The 19911-nt window shown below is 74.3% G+C and carries 12 protein-coding genes; all 12 read right to left on the bottom strand.

What is annotated here, in order from left to right:
* Positions 1-2 precede the first annotated feature (2 nt).
* Positions 3-1139 carry an RDD family protein gene (locus tag CTE05_RS15745; RefSeq protein ID WP_186814896.1) on the bottom strand — a complete coding sequence of 379 codons (1137 nt, stop codon included), beginning with the start codon at positions 1137-1139 and terminating at the stop codon, positions 3-5.
* A 17-nt stretch (positions 1140-1156) separates the two neighbouring features.
* Positions 1157-3415, bottom strand: coding sequence for a transglutaminase-like domain-containing protein (locus CTE05_RS15740; protein WP_146847256.1), 2259 nt, complete (start codon positions 3413-3415; stop codon positions 1157-1159).
* On the bottom strand, positions 3412-4560 hold the full coding sequence (locus CTE05_RS15735) for a DUF58 domain-containing protein (protein ID WP_246123686.1): 1149 nt from the start codon (positions 4558-4560) through the stop codon (positions 3412-3414). Before CTE05_RS15735 ends, CTE05_RS15740 begins: the two co-directional genes overlap by 4 nt.
* Before the next feature lie 2 nt (positions 4561-4562).
* Positions 4563-5519 carry an AAA family ATPase gene (locus CTE05_RS15730; protein ID WP_146847255.1) on the bottom strand — a complete coding sequence of 319 codons (957 nt, stop codon included), beginning with the start codon at positions 5517-5519 and terminating at the stop codon, positions 4563-4565.
* A 52-nt stretch (positions 5520-5571) separates the two neighbouring features.
* On the bottom strand, positions 5572-11673 hold the full coding sequence (locus CTE05_RS15725) for a fibronectin type III domain-containing protein (protein ID WP_146847254.1): 6102 nt from the start codon (positions 11671-11673) through the stop codon (positions 5572-5574).
* On the bottom strand, positions 11670-13232 hold the full coding sequence (locus tag CTE05_RS15720; protein WP_146847253.1) for a serine/threonine-protein kinase: 1563 nt from the start codon (positions 13230-13232) through the stop codon (positions 11670-11672). Before CTE05_RS15720 ends, CTE05_RS15725 begins: the two co-directional genes overlap by 4 nt.
* Positions 13229-14602 carry an FHA domain-containing protein gene (locus tag CTE05_RS15715; RefSeq protein ID WP_146847252.1) on the bottom strand — a complete coding sequence of 458 codons (1374 nt, stop codon included), beginning with the start codon at positions 14600-14602 and terminating at the stop codon, positions 13229-13231. The genes CTE05_RS15720 and CTE05_RS15715 overlap by 4 nt, the downstream gene beginning before the upstream one ends.
* Complete coding sequence (locus CTE05_RS15710) at positions 14599-15504, bottom strand: PP2C family protein-serine/threonine phosphatase (protein WP_146847251.1); 906 nt, start codon at positions 15502-15504, stop codon at positions 14599-14601. Before CTE05_RS15710 ends, CTE05_RS15715 begins: the two co-directional genes overlap by 4 nt.
* A gap of 113 nt (positions 15505-15617) precedes the next feature.
* On the bottom strand, positions 15618-17174 hold the full coding sequence (locus tag CTE05_RS15705; RefSeq protein WP_307724298.1) for an alpha/beta hydrolase family protein: 1557 nt from the start codon (positions 17172-17174) through the stop codon (positions 15618-15620).
* A gap of 35 nt (positions 17175-17209) precedes the next feature.
* Positions 17210-18124 carry a GTPase Era gene (gene era, locus CTE05_RS15700; protein WP_146847249.1) on the bottom strand — a complete coding sequence of 305 codons (915 nt, stop codon included), beginning with the start codon at positions 18122-18124 and terminating at the stop codon, positions 17210-17212.
* On the bottom strand, positions 18121-19455 hold the full coding sequence (locus tag CTE05_RS15695; protein WP_146847248.1) for a hemolysin family protein: 1335 nt from the start codon (positions 19453-19455) through the stop codon (positions 18121-18123). Before CTE05_RS15695 ends, era begins: the two co-directional genes overlap by 4 nt.
* Positions 19452-19904 carry an rRNA maturation RNase YbeY gene (gene ybeY, locus CTE05_RS15690; protein ID WP_055913350.1) on the bottom strand — a complete coding sequence of 151 codons (453 nt, stop codon included), beginning with the start codon at positions 19902-19904 and terminating at the stop codon, positions 19452-19454. The genes CTE05_RS15695 and ybeY overlap by 4 nt, the downstream gene beginning before the upstream one ends.
* Positions 19905-19911: the final 7 nt, after the last annotated feature.

Raw genomic sequence — 19911 nt, 5'->3', positions numbered from 1 at the left:
CCCTAGGGCATCGGGTCGGTGCCGGGTGCGCGGGTCAGCCGGAGGGAGCAGTCGCCGAAGGTCACCGTCGACCCGACCCGGAGGCGCACCTGCTGGTCCACCCGGCACACCACCTGGGCGCCGTCGGGCAGGGTGACGACCGTGCCGTTGGTCGACCCCCGGTCGGCCACCCAGACGCCGCCCGGCTCGACCCCGATCTGGAGGTGGGTCTTGGACACCGAACGGCCCGGGTCGACGACCCGCACGAGCTGGACCTCCGCCTCCGACGCCGGGTTGCGGCCGACCAGCGCCGTCCGGGCGATCGTGACGCGCTGCCCGTCTCCCAGCTCGATCTCCGCCGCGGTCCGGTCCACCACCGCGGTCGCCGCCGGGGCGAGGAGGAGGTCGTCCCGAGGGCCCGCCGGTCGGGTCATCTCCAGCTCGGGTGCGAGCCCGTAGCTGAGCCCGACCTGACGCACCACGGGGTTCGCCCGGGTGTCGAGGTCCGGTCCGCTGCGTTGCGGCGCCAGGGGCGCGAGGACCAGCGCGGCCGGGCGCGCCTCGTCGAACAGGACGTCGAGCAGGGCCGTCCCGTCCGCGGCCGTCCCGCGCTCGGCGACAGCCCAGCCCGGGACGGTGACGGGGCGGCGACCCTCACGGTGCGGCGCGGGCTCGGTACGCCGCACCCGCGGTGGCACCACCAGCGGCTCCGGGACCGCCCGGACGTCCAGCACCTCGTCGCGCGCCGCGAGGTCGTGCCAGCCACGGCGGCGTCCTGTCCGGTCGAAGGCCGGGGAGACGAGGACGACGAGGAGCCCGACGCCGAGCGCGAGGACACCTGCGGCGACCACGGCGGAGCGGACCAGGACCCGGACCATCCCGATCGGGTCGCGCGACTCGACGTCGAGCGTGCGGATCCCGACCGCACGCCGCCCCACCGTCCAGCCCGCGACCCCGTGCGCCACCCACTGCGCCACCGACACCACCACCACGGCGACGGTCCCGACGACCACCAGCACCTGGCTGTCCCGGGCGACGCCCGCGACGAGGACGGCACCGCCGAGCACGAGCAGGACGAGCAGGTCGAGCAGACCGGCGCTCAGCCGGCGGGCCATCGTGGCGGGCGACGAGTCGTCGCCGGCGCGGTACGGGTCATGCACCTGTGATCGATGACGTGTCATGACGTGCCCTTCGGGCGGCGGTTGCGGTGGTCCTTCAGGGAGGCGGTCGACACCCGGGCGCGCACCCGCCGCCGCCAGCCGACGCTGCGGTTCATCGCGTCGACGGTCTGCTCGACGTCGGCCCAGTACGCGGTCGCGTGCGCCCCGCTCGGCTCGGTCGCGCTGAACACGGCGTGGTCGGCCGAGCGGGCGAGCGCACCGACCCGCGTGGCGACGAGCGCGCCGCCGGGCACGTCGGCGAACGACGCGGCGAGCGCCCGGGCCGACTCGTTGCGCGTCGCCAGGGCACCCGCGGGCCGGCGCAGGTCGCGGGCGGTGTCCAGCACCTCGTCCCAACCACCCGCCACGCGGGCCACCGGGTCCGGGCTGCGGCGCCGGCGACGCCGACGCAGGGCCTTGAGGGCGATGACGACGAGCAGCGGCGACGCGAGCACCAGCAGCGGGACCGCGGCGATCCCCGCCGCCCGAGCGATCCGCCAGAACAGCGCGCTGCCGTCCTCGGCCTCGTCCGGGTCGTTCGTCTGGGGCTGCTCGGTGTCCTCGTCGGGCGGCGTGACGGCGCCGGGGGGCGGCGGCGGAGGCTGCACGACCTGAGGGTTGGGCTCGGAGGGCTTCTCCTGGTCCTCCTCCTGCGGGGTCTGCTCGGGCGGTGGCGTCGGGTCGAACGGCACCCAGCCGTACCCCTGGAACGCGACCTCGACCCACGCCTGGACGTCCTTGCCGGTGACCTCGACGGGCCCGTCGCCGGCGCCGGGCTCCGGGACGAAGCCGAGCACGACGCGTGCCGGGAGGCCCATCTCCCGCACCATCAGCGCCATCGCCGCGGCGTACTGCTCGCCGTCGCCCACCATCAGGTCGCCGGCGAGCAGCGAGGTGATCCGGTCGGCGCCGTGGCCGGACAGCGACTCCGTGCCCGAGACCTGCACGCCATGGCTGAAGTAGCCCTCCTCGGCGAGCCAGGACTCCAGCGTCGCGCTGATCTGCACCGGGCTGCCCGCGTCGCGCGCCACGTCCGCTGCGGTGACCACGGCGGCGTCGGGCACACCGGCGAGAGGTGGCTGGGCGATGTCCGACGCCGGCGCGGTACCGACCTCCGTCACGGCCGGCACGCGCGGCACGACGACGTCGATGCCGTACTCGAGGCCTCGGTGGACTCCCCCGGTGAGCACGGCACCGCCCGTCGCGTCGTTGTAGCGCAGGGCGCTCGCCGCGTCCGGGTCGGCGACGTCGAACGCCGTGGCCTGACCGACCGTGGGGAGCCACACGCCGGTGAGCTGGTCGACGGTGAACTCGACGCGCGCCCGGTCACCCCGCACCGTCGTGTCGATCTCGGAGCCGACCCGCCGGAACTCGCCGGACGCCTGCGCGGACCCGTCACCCGCGACGTTCCACACGACGCCGTCGTACCGGTCCATCGTCGCGAGCCGGACCCGCGCGTTCTCGGGCAGACCGCTGACCGTGAACAGCGGGGCGTCCTCCTTGACGAACTCCCGGAACGCCGAGAGCGGGCTCGGGTAGTCGCGCGGGTCGAACGGCGGGACCATCTCGTCACGCACGACGAGGCGGTCCGTCGCGCCCACGACGACCGGCGCACCGACGATGCCCGCCCCGACCGCCACGGCCACGAGGGCGCCCGTCGCGACGACCCGCCGCGCGCGCAGCAGCCCCGCACGCCACGCCGCCCACGGCAGCAGGACGACCACGAGCACCACGCCGGTGACGAGAGGGGCGACGATCGGGCGGCGCGTGCCGAGCACGATCGTCGCGACCAGCACCGCCACGGGCACGATCGCCGCCGCCGCTGCGACCGCACCGGTGCGGGCCCGCAGGGCGACCGACACGGCGAGGCTCGACCCGACGAGCGCCAGCAGGTACGCCGCGACCAGCAGCGTGCCGTCCGAGCCGACCGGCGGCTGGAGCGTCAGGACCTGCTTCCAGGTGGACGCTGCACCACGCGCCAGGTCGAGCACGGTCGACGGGGTGGGAACGACGCCGGCAACCGTCGTCGACGGGGCGGCGAGCGCGCCACCGGCCAGCACGAACGCCACCACGACGGCCGCGACGACCGTGATCGCCGACCAGCGTCGAGCCGAACCGACCACCGCGAGGGTCGTGCCGAGCAGCAGCCCGCCCGCCAGCGCGGGCAGGGCGGTCCGGCCGCCGTACACCTCGAGCAGCGGCGTCAGGACGAGGGCGAGGGTGCCGACGAGGCACACCACGTCGACAGCGGCGCGGCCGGCCGGGCGGGAGGTCACGCGGTCACCCGCCGGAGCAGGCGGGGCAGATCGTCCAGGTGCCCGATCGTCGCGAGGCTCAACGAGCCCTGCGTGCGCACCGAGACCTCAGCTCCGCGCTCGCAGCGCACCACGACGGTCCGCGTCCCGGTGGTCACGTGCCGGGCCCCGAGCCGAAGGTCGGCGTCGCTCGGTACCGAACCGGTGACGAGCATCGCCACGGACGCCTCCGGTGCCTCGCGCACGACGCGGCGGCCCAGCAGGGTCACCCCGGCACCGGAGCTCGACAGCGCGATGGCGGAGCAGTCGTCGAGCAGGAGCGGGGGCGTCTCGGCGCGGAGCCGGCCGGGGCCGGCGAGCACGACGAGGTCGCGCTCCTCGCGGATCGTCTGAACCCCCACGGAGGCGACGACCGACACCGCGAGCTCCAGCTCGTCGTCGTCGGCGTAGTCCCGCGGGTCGGTCGCCAGGGCGAGCGCCGTCGTCGTGCGCCGCGTGTCCTCGAACTGCTTGACCATGAGGCTTCCGCGGCGCGCGGTGGTGCGCCAGTGGATGTACCTGCGGTCGTCGCCCGCGACGTAGTCGCGCAGGGCGTGGAACGACAGGTCCGAGTCGGACAGGTCCCGCGTCGCCTGACCCTCCAGGTCGCGCAGGAGGCCGGCGCTCGCACCCGCCAGGGACACGACGAGCGGGTGGACGAACACCTCGGCCGGCCGCGTCCACCGCACGGTGCGCCGCACCAGCCCGAACGGGTCACCACGGACCGAGCGCACGGGGCCGACCACGATCACGGCGCGGCGGGTGGTCGGGATGGCGAACAGGTCGTCGTGCTCCGCACCCGGCGCGAGCGCCGGCACCGCGAGCTCGGCGACGACCGCGCCGACGGGCAGCTCGACGCGGGACGGCAACGACCGACGACGTGCGACGTTGCGCACCCCGAGGCGGCCGAGCGCGCGCTCCCCCACCTTCACCCGGCGGTCGGCCATGTCGAGCGTGACGGCGTAGCGGGCGCGGCCGGCGGTCATCAGCAACGACACGACGAGCACCGCGGTCAGCGCCGCGCCGACCGCCGCGAGCTCCAGCCACCCCAACCACCGGCCCAGCACGAGGCCGAGGGCCGCCACCGCGACGGCCCCCCACCCGACCGGTGAGACCCGCAGACCCACGATCAGCCCACCCGCACAGCCGGCGGTGCCGTCGTCTCGAGGATCCGACCCAGGATCTCGACGGCGGTCACCCCGGCGAACTCCGCCTCGGAGTCGAGCAGCAGGCGGTGCGCGAGCACCGGCTGGGCGAGGTCCTTCACGTCGTCCGGGATGACGTACTCGCGGCCGGCCGCGGCCGCCCAGACCTTGGCGGTCCGCACGAGCGCGAGCCCGCCGCGGACGCTCGCCCCGATGGCCGTCTGGGAGTCGTCGCGCGTCGCCTCGGTGAGCCGGGCGACGTAGTCGAGCACGACCTCGTCGATGTGCACGGTCTGCGCCAGGTCGGCGAGCGTGCCGACCGCCTGCGTCGTGATGCGCGGCGCCAGGTTCGTCGTCCGGTCCTTCGCGCCCGCCAGGATCTCGATCGTCGACGCTCGGTCCGGGTAGCCGAGCGACGTCTTGATGAGGAACCGGTCCAGCTGGGCCTCCGGGAGGCGGTACGTGCCGGCCTGCTCGATCGGGTTCTGCGTCGCGATCACCATGAACGGACGCCCCACGGGGTGCGTGACCCCGTCGACCGTGATCTGGCCCTCCTCCATGACCTCGAGCAGCGCGGCCTGCGTCTTCGGCGACGCCCGGTTGATCTCGTCGGCGAGGACGACGGACGCGAAGATCGGGCCGGGGTGGAACTCGAACCGGTGCGTGCTCTGGTCGTAGATCGTGACGCCCGTGACGTCGGACGGCAGCAGGTCCGGCGTGAACTGGATCCGGTGGTGGCTGCCCTGCACGGTCGCGGCGAGCGCCTTGGCCAGCGACGTCTTCCCCGTCCCGGGCGCGTCCTCGAGCAGCAGGTGACCCTCGGCGACCATCGCGGTGAGCGCGAGCCGGACCGTGTGCTCCTTGCCGAGCAGCGCCAGGCCGACGTTGGACACGAGCGCGTCGAACGTCTCCGCGAACCAGGTGCTCTGCTCGGGCGTCATCGGTGGCTTCTCCTTCGGTGTCGGGGCGCTGGGCCCCTCGGGTGCAGGGGGGTCATGGGGCGGCGACCGTGTAGGTGTAGGTCACGGTGGCCGTCGGGCCGGCGCCACGGTCGTTGCTGGGGGTCACGGTGACGGTGACGGTGTTGCCGGGGACGGGCGCGGGGAGACCGATGTCGTCGAGGTCGGCGGACGCCGTGGTCCCGCCGGTGGTGCCGCAGCTCCCGGGGGTGCCGCCGTTGACCGCCCAGCAGACGCGGTAGCCGTCCACGCCGAGGCCCCCGTCGTTCGCCGGGGGTGACCAGACTGCTGACACGCGCGTCGGGAGAGTCGGGTCGTCCGGCGTGATCGTCAGGTTCTGGACGACGCTCGGCGGCTGCCCCCAGGACACGTCCGTCGAGGCGTCGGCGGAGGCCGAACCGAGCGACGTGCTGGCGGTCACCGTCGCCGTCACCCGGGCACCGCTGAACGGGAGGCGCCAGCCCGAGACGTCGACGGTGGCCGAGGTCCCGCTGAACGTGCCCGACGCACGGTCGCCGCGGTCGCCCGCCAGCGACCACGTGTACGTCACCGTGCCGCCGCCCCCGTTGTCGACGTCGGCGCCGCGGCCGATCGTGATCTGGGTGGGCCGGCCGCCGTTGCCGTTGCCTGTGACCGCCACGGACGCGGTCGGCCGGCCGGGCGGCGTCGTGGCCGTGGCCGACGCCGCGGCGCTCCAGCCGCTGGAACCCGCGCCGTTCACCGAGCGCACCTGGTAGGAGTACGACTCTCCTCCTCGAAGGTTCTCGAAGACGTACGAGGACCGGTTGCCGACGTCGAGCTCGCCCCCGTCGGGCAGCCGGACGACGTAGGACTGGATCGGGGTGCCGTTGTCGTCGGCGCCCGACCAGCGCACCTCGATCCGACCGGTCCCGGCGATCGCCGTGGCGGTCACCGCGGTCGGCGCCGTCGGGAGCCCGAACGTCGACGCCGTGGTGGTGCCCGCCTCGCCCCAGCCGGCCTTGTTCTTCGCGCGCACCGAGACCCGGTACGGGTACTTCGTCTGCGCCTGGTCGAACGTCATCTGCTGCGTGCCCGCGGCGACCGGGTACGTGCCACCGCCGGGACCGTCGACGACGACCTCGTACTGTGCCACCGCGTCGCCGTTGTCGACCGGAGCGGTCCACGTGATCGCGAGGACCCGGCCGAGCGTCGAGTCGGTCGGCGTCGCCGTCACCGTCGGGGCGTCGGGCGCCCGCGCCGGGACCATCGGCGACGACGACGGCGACCAGGCGCCCGGCTCGGGCGCCTTGTTGTGCGCGCGCACCCGCACCGAGTACGCCGTGCCGTTCCGCAGGCCGGTGAACGTGTGGTTCGTCGTGGCGGTGTCGACCGAGGCGGGCCCGGCGGGCGGCGCGGGCGAGATCTCGAGCGTGTAGCGGGTGACCGGTGAGCCGGTCGAGGCCGGTGCGGTCCACGTCGCCCGGACCGACCCGTCGCCGAACTCCAGGGTGGGAGCCGCCGGTGCGTCCGGCACCGCGTCGGGCCGCGCGGGCGCGGACGGCGCGCTGGGCTCCGACCAGTCGACCTCGTTCTGCGCGGCGACGGTGAACGTGTACTCGACGTCGTTGGTGAGACTGTCGAGGGTGCACGTCGTGCTCGCGCACTGCCGCACGATGTTGCCCGGGCTCGCGACGACGCGGTAGCCGGTGATCGGTGCACCGCGGTTGTCCGGCGCGTCCCAGGACAGCACGACGGTGCGGTCCCGGACCTCGCCGATCCGTGGGGCGATCGGCGTGGCGGGCTTGCCGCGCACGATGACGGTGACCCGTCCCTCCACCTCACGGTCCGGGTCTCCGGTGACGTCCCGGACGCGGAACCTCGTGACCATCTGGCCGATGAAGCCGTTGGCGGGCCGAACGCTCACGGTGCTCGACGTCGCTCCCGCCGTACCCGCACCCGGTGTCTCGACGGTGGCGCCGACGACGGACATCGGCTCGGGTGCGAACGGGTTGAACGCACCCTCGAGCACGTCCACCGTGCTCTGACGACCCTCGACCCCGTCCGGGATCGTGCGGTCGACGAGTCGGATCGTCGGCCTCGTGCTGGCGATCACCCGCACGTCCACGGCCGTCTCGAACGACCCGGTCCGGCCGTAGCCGACGCGGACGGCCAGCGTCTCGGTGCGGCCCTTGGCGGTGGTCGCGTCCGCGGCGATGCTCAGCACCCCGTCGTCGATGGCACCCGAGAACCCCGCCGGGATCGCTGAGACCAGCGTGTACGCGTAGCGCCCGTCCGTCGGGTTGGCGCCCTCGGGCCCGGTGGTGAAGGACCGGAGGTCGACGGAGAGCGCGGGCTCACCGGGCGCCACGTCGATGGTGGACGGCTCGAACGTCGGGGGGTAGTCGTCGACCGCGTACACGGTGATCTGCAGCGTGATGACGGATGTCCGCGCCGAGGTGTCCCCGGGCGAGGCCGCGTTCGTCACGGGGACCGTGATCGACGCCGGCCCGGCGTACCCGGGTGCCGAGGTGAACTGCAGGGTCTCGTCGTCGACGATCGGGCTCGTCCCGTCCGACCGGGTGGCGGACACGCCCAGGGGGTCCGCGATCCTTGCCGTGCGTCCGGGCGCCACCTGCACCTGCTCGCCGAGCGGGACGACGAGGCGCTCGCCCGACGCGACGCGCAGCTCGGGAGCCTTCGGCCGGGGCACGGGCCGGAAGAACCCGAGCGCGGGCACGGTGATGAACGCGTACGACGCGACCGGGGTGGACCCGGTCCTGTTGGTCAGCAGGTAGGGCACCGTCTGGGCGTGGTCGACGAGCGTCACGACGACCTCGCCGGTCTCGCTGACCCGTGCGACGTCCGCCTGCGACGCCGGCACGGAGACCTCGAGGTCGCTCAGCGGGCCGCTCGGGTTCTGCGCGACCGCGAGCACGTCGACGGACACCTCGGTGCGGTCCAGCGTGTCGGTCGCGGGCACGACGATGTCGCGCGCGATGGGGGGCAGCACCGGGGCGTCCGCGGACACCGTCACGGTGAGCACCCCGGTGTCCCGCCCACCGCGCTTGTTGGACGCGGTGTAGGCGATCTGGAGCACGCCCGGGTCGTCGGGCGCCTGCACGACGATCCGGCGGTCGTCGACCGTCGCCTGGACGCCCTCGGCCATCTCCAGGTCGGGCTCCAGCGTGAGGTCGCCGCCGCTGGAGTCGACGTCGTTCGCGAGCACCCGCACCTCGACGCGCTGCCCCGGCTTCACCGTGACCTCGTCGTCGCGTGCCACGACGGTCGCGGAGTCGCCGGGCCGTGTGCTGATGCCGACGCGGATGGTGGCGACCGCACGCTGCCCCACCCAGTCCTCCACGGCGTAGGTGAACTCGTCGGTGCCGACCTCGTCGGGGAACGCCTGGTACTCCAGCCAGTCGGCGCCCGTCGCCGTGACGCGTCCGCGGAGCGCGGACGACGCGATGCCGAGCAGCGTCACGCCGTCGCCGTCGGCGTCGATCCCGACGAGCGGGACGTAGATGCGGACCGTGTCGCCCTGGAAGACGCGTGCCACCAGGTCCTTCGGCCGTGGCGGTGCCTTCGCGCTGGCGTCCGACGCGTGCACGCGGACGGTCACCGTGGCGGCGGTCAGGTTGCCCGTGGCGTCCTCCACCTCGAACGTCGCCCGCGCGGTGAGGGGCTCGTCGGGCGCCTGGTAGCGCAGCACGTCGCCCGAGACGAACAGCAGCCCCTGCCCGCTGGGCAACGGCTCGGCGAGCTGGCTGCGGAGCGTGAGCCGGTCGCCGTCGGGGTCGTAGGCGCCGTCGAGGACCGGGATCGTCACGACGCCGCCGGTCCGCACGTCCACCTCGACGTTGGGCACGACGGGGGGCTGGGACGTCGAGGAGGGGGGCACCGGGTGCACGATGATCTCGCCGACGGTGCTGTCCTGCCCGTTGGAGACCGTGTAGCGCAGCGCCACCGGAGCCGTGAGGGTCCGCTCCGACGAGATCTGCACCAGGTGGTGCTCCAGGATGGCGACCCGCAGCCCCTCGGGCGCGTCGACCGACTGCAGGACCAGCACCTTGCCGGCGGGGTCGGCGTCGTTGGCCAGCGGGTCGATGGTGACCTCGCCGTCTGCCGGCAGGAACGCCTGGTCGCGGACCGCGATCGGGGGCTGGTCCGTCTCCGGCCAGACGCGCACGTCGATCCGCGCCAGACCGGTCGCCTGCTGCGGCGGGGCCGAGACGAGGAACTTCACGTAGTAGCTGCCGGCACGCGCGGCGCTGAACGTGAACGTGCCACCCTGCAGGTCGGTCGTGATCGTGGTGCCGGGGACCTCCTCGATGCCCGCGAGGCGTGGCGGCTCGGCGGACGCGCTGCGCACCGCGTCGAGCGGGTGGAGCGTCACGGGCTGGTCGACGTAGGTCACGGCGTGCACCGGGTCGATCTGCGGAGCCAGCGAGCCCGTGGGCCGCACGTCGACGTCGAGCCGCCCCTCGGTCGTGGACGTCCCGTCGGACACGAGCAGGGTCACGCTGGTGCGGCCGAGCCGGCCGCCGTCGGCCCGGAAAGTCACGGAGCCGTCCTGCCGGAACCGGACCGAACCCGCCGCGGGGTCCGCCGTCGCACCGACGAGCACCAGGTCGTCACCGTCGGGGTCCAGGAAGTCGGCGAGAGCCTGGTGGTCGGCCTGCCCGCCCTGCTCGACCTGGAGCGACCCGGTCCGCAGCTGGACGGGCGGCGAGTCCAGCGACCTGTCGCGGGCGGTGAGCACGACGCGCGCGGTCGACGGAGCGTTGTTCCCGTTGCCGTCGGTGATCGTGTACGTCAGCTCGGCGGTCCCGGTCGCGCCCTCGGCGACGGCCACCTGCAGAGCGCGCCCGCCGTAGATCGCCTCGACCCGGCCGAACTCGGTCGGTAGCGGGTCGAACTCGGAGATGACGAGGATCCCGCAGTCCGACGACGAGTCGTTGTCGATCACCGGCAGGATCGTCGTCCGGCCGGGTCGCACGCCGAACTCGTCGTCGGCGGCGGTCGGCGGGGCCGACTCCGTGGAGCACTCCGTGACGACGTCCTGGGTGGTGTCCGACGTCTCGGTCTCCTCCTGGGCCTCGTCGGGCTGCTCCTCCGGCTCGATCTGCGTCCAGTCCGGCACCCGCAGGTCGGTGTCCTGCAGCGGCATCCAGAGGCGGCCGCGCAGCGTGTCGTTCAGCACGACGACCTGCCGGTTCACGCGGAACGCGAGCACGTCCGCGCTGGACATCTCCTGGAGGTTGCTGACCTCGGCGTCGTCACCCTCGCAGAGCTGCAGGTACGAGCCGACGGCGGACGCCCACGCACCGTGCGCACAGCGGCCCACCTGCACCGGCTCGGCGGGCACGCCCGACCCCTCGGTGGGGTGCTCCACCACGGCCCCGCCGTCGAGCGGGACCTCCAGCAGCGCCGTGCGGCTGGCCACGAGCGCACGGGAGGAGTCCGGCCCCGGCTGCTGGAGCGCGAGGTCGTCGCCCTCGAGCTCCACCTCGCCGTCGAGGGTCCGGACGGTGCTGTCCGACAGCACGACGGGCGCGTCACCGACGGCGGTCAGCCGGTCGACGGGACCGGCGCCCAGCGACCCCAGCGGCGTGCTCCGTGCCGCACCGTCCACCAGGTCGACACGCGTCACCGCCCCGTCCTCGGGCGCGACCGCCAGGACGGCACCGCTGCGCGCGACCACGGCCGCACCCCCGTCACCGAGCTCGACGTCCGGGGTGTCCGTCGCGATCCGCAGGGTGTCCAGCTCGGAGATCGGCCGGACCCAGACGTTCCCGTCGGGGTCGACGACAGCCACGACTCCGGCGGCCATCGACACGTCCGCGCCGGGGACGGGGACCTGGGTGGTGAGCGTGACGGACGCCGGGTCGACCACCGCGATCGACCCCGGCTCGACCAGCAGCACGTCGCCCTCGTCCTGCAGGACGTCGAACGTGCTCCCCGTCGCCGAGAGACCGCCGTTGAGCTCTTCGACCTGCGCGTTGTAGCGGCCCAGCTGCAGCTTGCTCGTCGCGGTCAGCCACACCCCGCCGTCGTTCAGGTCCAGGCGGGCGAGCGGGAAGCCCTGGTCGAGCAGCGCCAGCACCAGCACGAGCACGGGGACGGTGACGACGGCCGCCGCCGTGGTCACCCGCGAGCGCGCCGCCCGCCACCTCATGACGTGCACCCCTGCGCGGGCTCGGCCGAGACGCGGCGGTCCGCGCGGACGATCGCGACCTCGATGCAGACCTCCGCCGTCGTCGCCTGCGCGGCAGGGACGGTCACCATCGCGGTGTCGATCAGCGCGAGCTCGGGCTCGCCGGTGGCCTGCAGGACGCCCCACACGTACCGGTCGCCCGTCTGGGGCTCCGGGTTGTCCCAGGTGAACACCACGGACCCGTCGGCCTGACGGGTGCCCTGCAGCCCGGAGGGCGACGGGACAGCGTCGGCGATCCCGGTGGGCGGGGCGTCCTGCGTGAAGTCCGACGTCGCCGTCGGGTTGCCGTCGGTCCCGTCGGCGTCCCGGAGCGCCGCTGCGCCGATCGCCACGACCGCGGCGAGCACGACCAGACCCGACACGACGCCCGCGACCAGGCGCGCCCGACCGCGCTGCACGGTCTCGGGCTCGGCGTCCCGGAGCTCGGGGGGCGTCACGAGCACCGGCCCGGGGCGCTCGGTCGCAGGCTCGGGCGCGACGTAGGTCACCCCACGCAGCCGGGTCGCCTCGTCCGCACCGGGCGGGGCCTGCACGGGCACCGGCGCGGCGGGAGCCGCCGGGGCGACGGTCACGATGGAGCGCAGGCGGGTCGCGTCCTCGCGGTCGAGGTCCGGCGACGGCGCCGGCTCCGCCGGCTCGACGTCGGGCGCGTCCATGAGGTCGAGCGGGGTGATCGGGAGCCGCAGGTCGGCCTCGACCTGCTGCAGCGCACGCGCGACGGCCGCCGCGGAGGCGAACCTGCGCGTCGGGTGCTTCGCCATCGCGCGCTCGAGGAGCTCCTGCAGGCTCGGCGGCACGTCGTCGCGGCCCGTGGGTGGCAGCGGCGCACGCTCGATGCGGGCGACCAGCTGCTGCGCCGTGTTCTGCCCGCCGGGGACCTCGAACGGGGTCCGCCCGGCCAGCAGCGAGTAGATCGTCGCCGCCAACGAGTACACGTCCGACCGCTCGTCACCCGTCGGGTGCTCGCCCAGCAGCTCCGGCGGCGACCAGGGGATCGACATGCCGACGGTCGCGCCCGCGCCGTGGCCGGTCGTCGCGGCGATGCCGAAGTCGGTGAGCGCGGGCCACCCGAAGTCGGTGGTCAGGACGTTGGCGGGCTTGATGTCCCGGTGCAGGATGCCGGCCCGGTGTGCCGTCTCGACGGCCGATGCCAGCCGGATGCCGATCCGCAGCGCCTCCGCGACGGAGATGCGCTCCTGGCGGTACCGCTCCGCCAGACCCGGCCGGGAGCAGTACTCCATGACGAGGAACGGGCGCCCGTCGGCGGCGATCGCGGCGTGGTAGATCGTGACGATGGAGGGGTGGTGCGACAGCTGGGCCATGAGGTTGGCCTCCTGCTGGAACCGGCGGCGCACCCCGTCGTCGAGGCTGCCCGCCAGCAGCACCTTGACCGCCACCTCACGCCGCGGAAGCTCCTGCTGGTACAGGAAGACGTCCGCGAAGCCGCCGAGGCCGAGGACCCGGAGGTACTCGTAGCCCGGCAGGCGTGGCGGCGTCGACGCTTCGCGGCGTGCGGTCACGAACCCCGCTCCACCGAGAACGTCACCCCGTCGCCGAGGTCGACGACCTCGTCCACGCCGACCACGCTGGGCTCCCCCGGGTGCAGCCGCCGGGCGCCCTCACCGGGGCGCGTCACGTGGATGCCGTTCGTGGAGTCCAGGTCCGTGACGACGACGTGCTCACCCTCGACGCGCACCTCGGCGTGGGTGCGGGAGATGTCCTGCTGCGGGCTCGGCACCGTGATCAGGCGCGGGAGCTCGCGGTTGGTCACGCGGGCGACCTGCGGTGCGCGACCCAGCAGCACGGCGCGGTCGAGCGGGACGACGAGCCCCGTCGACAGCACCAGGCGTGCGGGCGGGCCGGCGACCGGAGGGGTCCGGAACGGTCCGGGGACCTCGTCGGTGGCCCACGACGGAAGCTGCTCGCGGATCTCGGCGAGGTCCGTGGACAGGATGGTCAGGCCGTCGTGGTCGTCCAGCGACGCGCCCCCGACGGGCAGCGGGGCGACCGGCGCGTCCGTCCCGCGCGGGCTGAACGGCGAGGTCAGGAACGACTCGGCCGCAGCCACGACGCCCGACAGGTCCTGCCGGTCGGCCCCGGCGTCCGCGACGTCGGCGTCCTCGTCGGCATCGGTGTCCGCGGTGGCGACGGGGACGAGCTCGACCTCGGTCGGCTCGTCCCACGAGACGACGTCGACGACCCGGGCGGTCGGCACCGAGTCCGGGTCGTGCGCCGAGGTCGCCCACGGGACAGCGTCGACGATCCCGGTCGACGAGGACCCGACCTCGTCGGGCAGCTCCGCCTCGACGACGGCGGGCTCGACCGGCTCGTCGGCGACCGGCGGGGCCTCGGCCTCCTCGGCGGCGACAGGCACGGCGGTGACCGGCTCCACGGCGTGAGCCTCGACCCCGACCGGGTTCGTCGCGGGCGCCGTCGTCGGCACCACCTCGGGGACGTCACGCGCGGTCAGGGCGAGCCGCACGCGCGACGCGAGGGCGATCCCGTCCGCGAGCGGGAGGCTCGGCGCGTCGACGGGCGCTCCGTCGGCCTGCACCGCGACGTCGGCCACCCCGTCGAGCACCCGCTCGGTCCAGGTGCTCACCTCGCCGGAGCGCCACACCTCCTGCCGGCCGTCCACGTCGACGACGACCTCGACGTCACCCCGCAGCGCGGCGTGCACCCGCCGACCGTCGACGGACACGACGGCGAACGGCGGCAGACCCCCGAACCCGTCCCGCGCCAGCAGGGCCAGAGCCGCGAACACGCCCTCGCCGCTGTCCTGCCAGAGCGCACGGACGGTGGACTCGGCGGACCCGGCGCCCAGCAGCGCCACGAACCCGGGGCGCACCACGGCCGTCCAGTCGCCGGCGGAGTACTCGGGCACGCTCATGACGGGAGCTCCTCGTTCGATGGGTTCGGGTCCGGCGTGCTCGATCCGGGGGTCACGCGCGGGATCGGCCGGGTGGCCGTCCGGGTGCGGCGTGGGACCGTGACGCCGTTGAGCATCTCGTCCCACACGTAGGGACCCAGCTCCGCCCCGGTCCGGGGCACGGTGATGTGGACGTCGTCGTGCGCGCCGGCGGACGTGGCGACGTCGACGACGACCGCGCTCACGTTGTCCCGTGCGCCGTGCTCGAGCGCGAGCCGGACCAGGTGCGCGGCGGCGTCCTGCGGGTCCGCCGTCTCCGCGAGGACGCGGGCGAGGTCGTCGTCTCCGACCTCCCGGGTCAGCCCGTCCGTGCAGATCAGCAGCCTGTCGTGGAGGCCGGCGGGCAGCAGCCAGTACTCGGGCTCCGGCGGGTCCCCGGTGCCGAGGGCGCGGGTCAGGACGTGCCGCTCCGGGTGCGTCTCCGCCTCGGTCAGGTCGATCTCGCCCAGGTCCAGCAGCTCCTGGACCACCGAGTGGTCCACGCTGATCTGCTCGAGGACGTCGGCGGACCAGAGGTACACGCGGGAGTCGCCGACGTTGAAGACGAGCCAGTAGGAGCCGCCGTCGTGCTCGGTCACCGCGACCCCGGCGACGGTCGTGCCGCCCTGGCGTCCTCCGGTGAACTCGGTGCGGATGCGCGCGGCGGTCCGGTCGAAGCACGCGTGCACGTCGTCGGCCGTGGCCGCCGCCTGCCCCGCGAGCTGCGCGAACTCCTCGACCGCGATGCGGCTCGCGAGGTCGCCCGCGTCGTGACCGCCCATCCCGTCGGCGACGAGGAACACCGGCGGGTAGGCGAGGAGGGCGTCCTCGTTGACCTCGCGGACGAGGCCGCGGTCGGTGGCCGAACCCCACGACGTGCGCACGCGACCCCCTCGTCCTGGGAACGGTCCTGGTGGACCGTTCAGATCATCGGCGCACATCGTGCCGTACGTGAGCGCTTCGTACACAACGCGAACCGCCGTGCGGTCGACCCTGGTCAGATCCCGAGCTGGAACACGCCCCAGTAGGCCAGGATGACGAGCAGTAGGACGGAGCCTATGACGCCCGACCACAGCACGGTGGTCCGCACGACCCCGGGCGCCGGGACCTGCCCGGCGAGGCGGATCCGACGGCACCGTCGCAGCAGCAGGACCCCCACGACGACCACCGCGATACCCAGGACCCGCACCACGACCCAACCGCCCTGCACGACGAGGTCGTCGCGCTGGTAGTCGAGCGCGAGGCGTGCGACCGCGACGATGTACCAGACCAGCCCGAGCACCGTGCCGATCGCACCGGCGCCCAGGGCGAGCAGCCGGGGCAGCACCCCGCGCGCGAACCGCGGCCCCGCGACGGTCACGGCAGCTCCGCGACGGCGGCGCACCCGGTCGGTGGCCTCCTCGACGCCGCGCGCGACCAGGACGGCCAGCGGACCGAGCACGATCAGGGCCACCGAGGCGATGGCGAGCGCCAGGACGACGTCGCCGTCCCCGAACCAGCGAGGCTCGGGGACGGGTTCCGCGACGTACGTCTGGACGGGCTGGGCCCCGGCGACCCGCGGTTCGGCGTCGCCGGTCGCGGGCAGGCCCAGCACCCAACCGGACAGGTCGCGCAGGAACGTCGGGGCGACCTCACCGCCGACGCGGATGCCGTGGTTCGCGCCCTCGTAGTAGCGCACGGTCACGTCACCGTTCCCGGCGACCGCCGTGTCCTGGAGGACCTGCTCGGCACCCTGGATCACGGGCATCGACGCGTCACCCGTGCCGTAGACGACGAGCACCGGCTGGCGCATCTCGCGCTGGTACGGGGCGACGTCGAAGTCGGCGTACTCGAACCCGCCGCCGGGCAGCGACATGCCGACGGCCCGCGGGATCGCGCGGAACACCCCGTGCGGCACGCCGGTGTTGCGTAGGTAGGAGTCGACCGCGAACGCGGCCTGCTCGCGCGGCGGCACCACCGGCGACGACACGAGGACGACGAACGCGATCGACGGGTCCTCAGCGGCCATGACCGGCGCGATCCAGCCGCCCTCGCTCTCCGCGTAGATGCCCACGCCCTCGGGGTCGACCCCGGGGTAGGACTGCAGCACCTCGACCGAGGCCTCGTAGTCCGCGGCCATCAGCACGTAGTCGCGGTGCCGGGTGGTGTACGTGTCGAGCCGCTTGTTCGGCACCATCGCGACGATCCCGGACGCCGCCAGCGCACGGGCCTGCGCGAGGAAGGCCGTGTCGAAGCGCCCGGTGCCGGCGCCGTGCACGAACACGACCCCGGGCTTGGGACCGTCGAGCCCGACCGGCTCGCTGATCTGGGCCTCGACGGTCGCGCCGTCGAGCCGCACCGAGACGACGGACGTCCGCACGTCGTACTCCGGAACGGGCGCTGCGGAGCCGATGGCGGTCGACGACGTCTCCACGACGAGCGGGTCGGCCAGCGGCACCGGGTCCCACTGCGGTCCCATCACGGCACCCAGGACCGCCAGGATCACCACGCCGAGGGCCGTGCTCGCGGCGACCCGGTAGGACCGGCCCACGTGCCGGTCCACGTCCGCGCGCACGCGAGACACCGTGCGCCCACCCGATCTCAGCATGCTCAGAAGCCCAGCTTCCCGAGCTGCTTCGGGTCACGCTGCCAGTCCTTGGCCACCTTCACGTGCAGGTCCAGGTAGACGCGGGCCCCGAGCAGGGCCTCGATCCCCCGGCGGGCCTGGCTGCCGACGTCGCGCAGCCGAGCGCCGCCCTTGCCGATGATGATGGCCTTCTGGCTGTCCCGCTCGACGAAAAGGTGCACGCGCACGTCGAGCATGGGCACCCCGTTCGCGGCGGGCTCGTCGCGGGCCACGATCTCGTCGACGACCACGGCCAGCGAGTGCGGCAGCTCGTCGCGCACACCCTCCAGCGCTGCCTCGCGGACCAGCTCCGCGACCATGACCGCCTCGGGCTCGTCGGTGAGCTCGCCCTCGGCGTACAGCGGGGTGCCCTCCGGGAGGTGCCCGACCAGCACGTTCTCCAGCACGTCCACGTTGTACCCCGACGTCGCCGAGACGGGCACGATGTCCGCCCACTCCCCCAGCGCCTGCACGGCCATGAGGTGCTCCGCGAGCTTGCCCTTGCCCACCAGGTCCGCCTTGGTGACGACCGCGACCACGGGCGTCCCGCGGCCGTCGCGCGCCAGCTCAGACATCTGCTCGGCGATGAACCGGTCGCCCGGACCCACCCGCTGGTCCGCCGGCAGGCAGAAGCCGACCACGTCGACCTCGGTGAGCGTGTCCTTGACCAGGGCGTTCAGCCGCTCGCCGAGCAGGGTCCGGGGGCGGTGCAGGCCCGGGGTGTCGACGAGGATCAGCTGCGCGTCGGGCCGGTGCACGATGCCGCGCACGGTGTGCCGCGTCGTCTGCGGGCGCCCGGACGTGATGGCGACCTTCTGGCCGACGAGCGCGTTGGTCAGCGTCGACTTGCCGGCGTTGGGGCGCCCGACGAAGCAGGCGAATCCGGAGTGGAAGGTCATCGGGTGGCTCCGTGGGTGTCGGTCGGGGCGCGGCCCGGTGTGGGGGTGTCCGTCGGTCGGTCCGTGCTCTCGGCCATGCTGACCAGCACCGTGGCGAGCCGCCGGCGGCGGCCCTCGACACGGTCGGCGACCAGGTGCAGCCCGTGGATGTCGCCGGCGGAGCCGGGGAGGGGGACCTTGCCGAGCGCCTTGGCGAACAGACCACCCACGGTGTCGACGTCCTCGTCGTCCACCTCGAGGTCGAACAGCTCGCCCAGCTCGTCCCGGCCGAAGCGCGCGGGGACCCGGAAGACGCCGTCGCCCAGCTCCTCGACGACGGGGGCGGACGGGTCGTGCTCGTCGGTCAGCTCGCCGACGATCTCCTCGAGCGCGTCCTCGATGGTCACCAGGCCGGCGATGCCGCCGTACTCGTCGACGACCATCGCCATGTGCGACGAGCCGCTCTGCAGCTCGCGCAGCAGCTCGTCGACGGGCTTCGACTCCGGGACGAACACCGCGGGCCGCGCGAGCGACGACGCGGGCGCGTCGAGCATCGCCTCCTGCTGCTGGCGGTCCGACCGACCCGCGGGGGCGATCGGCAACCGCCCGACCACGTCCTTGAGGTAGAGCACGCCCCGCAGGTCGTCGACGGAGTCGCCGACGAGCGGCACCCGGGAGAACCCGGAGCGCAGCAGGAGCGCGAGCGCCTTGCGCAGCGGGGTGTCCTCGGCCGCGGTCACCATGTCCGTGCGGGGGACCATGACCTCGCGCGTGAGGGTCTCGCCGAGCTCGAGGACGGACCGGAACATCTCGCGCTCCTCGTCCTCGATGACGTCCGACTCGCTCACACGCTGCACCATGTCCCGCAGCTCGTCCTCCTCCTCGGCGGCCGACCCGGCACCGGGCCGCCCGGCGGCGCCCAGCCGGCCGGCGACGGCGGTCACGGCCACGAGCACGCGCGAGAGGCGGGTCACGACGGCGACGGGGTGCCGTCGGCCGAGGGTGCGCGGGCTCGCGCGGACCAGCAGGAACGCCACGAGACCGCAGACGGCGACCGCGACGAGCAGCACCGCCCACCAGGGGAGGTCACCGGACGCGACGACGAGCGTGATGCAGACCGTCGCCGTCATCTCGGCGAGCAGACGCACGAAGGCAGCGGCCGACGCCACCCGTGCGGGGTGCTCGGCCAGGGCGCGGACACGGTCCGCCGCGGGGTTCCGCTCGACGACGAGCTCGGAGACCGCCGCCCGGGAGACGCGCACGACGGCCACCTCGCCCGCGGACAGCGCCGCGGCCGTGGCGATGCCGAGCGCCGCGACGAGGACCAGCAGCGCGACGGGGACGTCCGTCATCGGGACGCCAGGAACGTCAGCAGCAGCCGGCGCTGGAGGGCGAACATCTCCTTCTCCTCCTCCGGCTCGGCGTGGTCGTAGCCGAGCAGGTGCAGGATCCCGTGCGTGGTCAGGAGGAGCAGCTCCTCGGCAGTCGAGTGACCCGCGGTGCGCGCCTGCTGCGCGGCGACCTCGGGGCACAGGACCACGTCGCCGAGCAGGCCGGCGGGGGTCACGTCCCCCTCGCGTCCGGGGCGCAGCTCGTCCATCGGGAACGACAGCACGTCGGTGGGCCCGGGCTCGTCCATCCACTTGACGTGCAGGTCCGTCATGACGTCCGTCCCGACGAGCAGGATCGACAGGTCGGTCTGCGGGTGCACGTGCATCTCGTCCAGCACGTAGCGCGCGAGCGCGGCGAACTCCGCCTCGTCGACGTCGTACCCGGACTCGTTGTTGACCTCGACGCTCACGGCCGCC

The organism is Cellulomonas terrae (assembly GCF_007990265.1).
GTDB classification, from domain to species: Bacteria; Actinomycetota; Actinomycetes; order Actinomycetales; family Cellulomonadaceae; genus Cellulomonas; species Cellulomonas terrae.
Note: the sequence above shows the minus strand (reverse complement) of the source record. Positions and strands in the feature narration are given on the sequence as shown.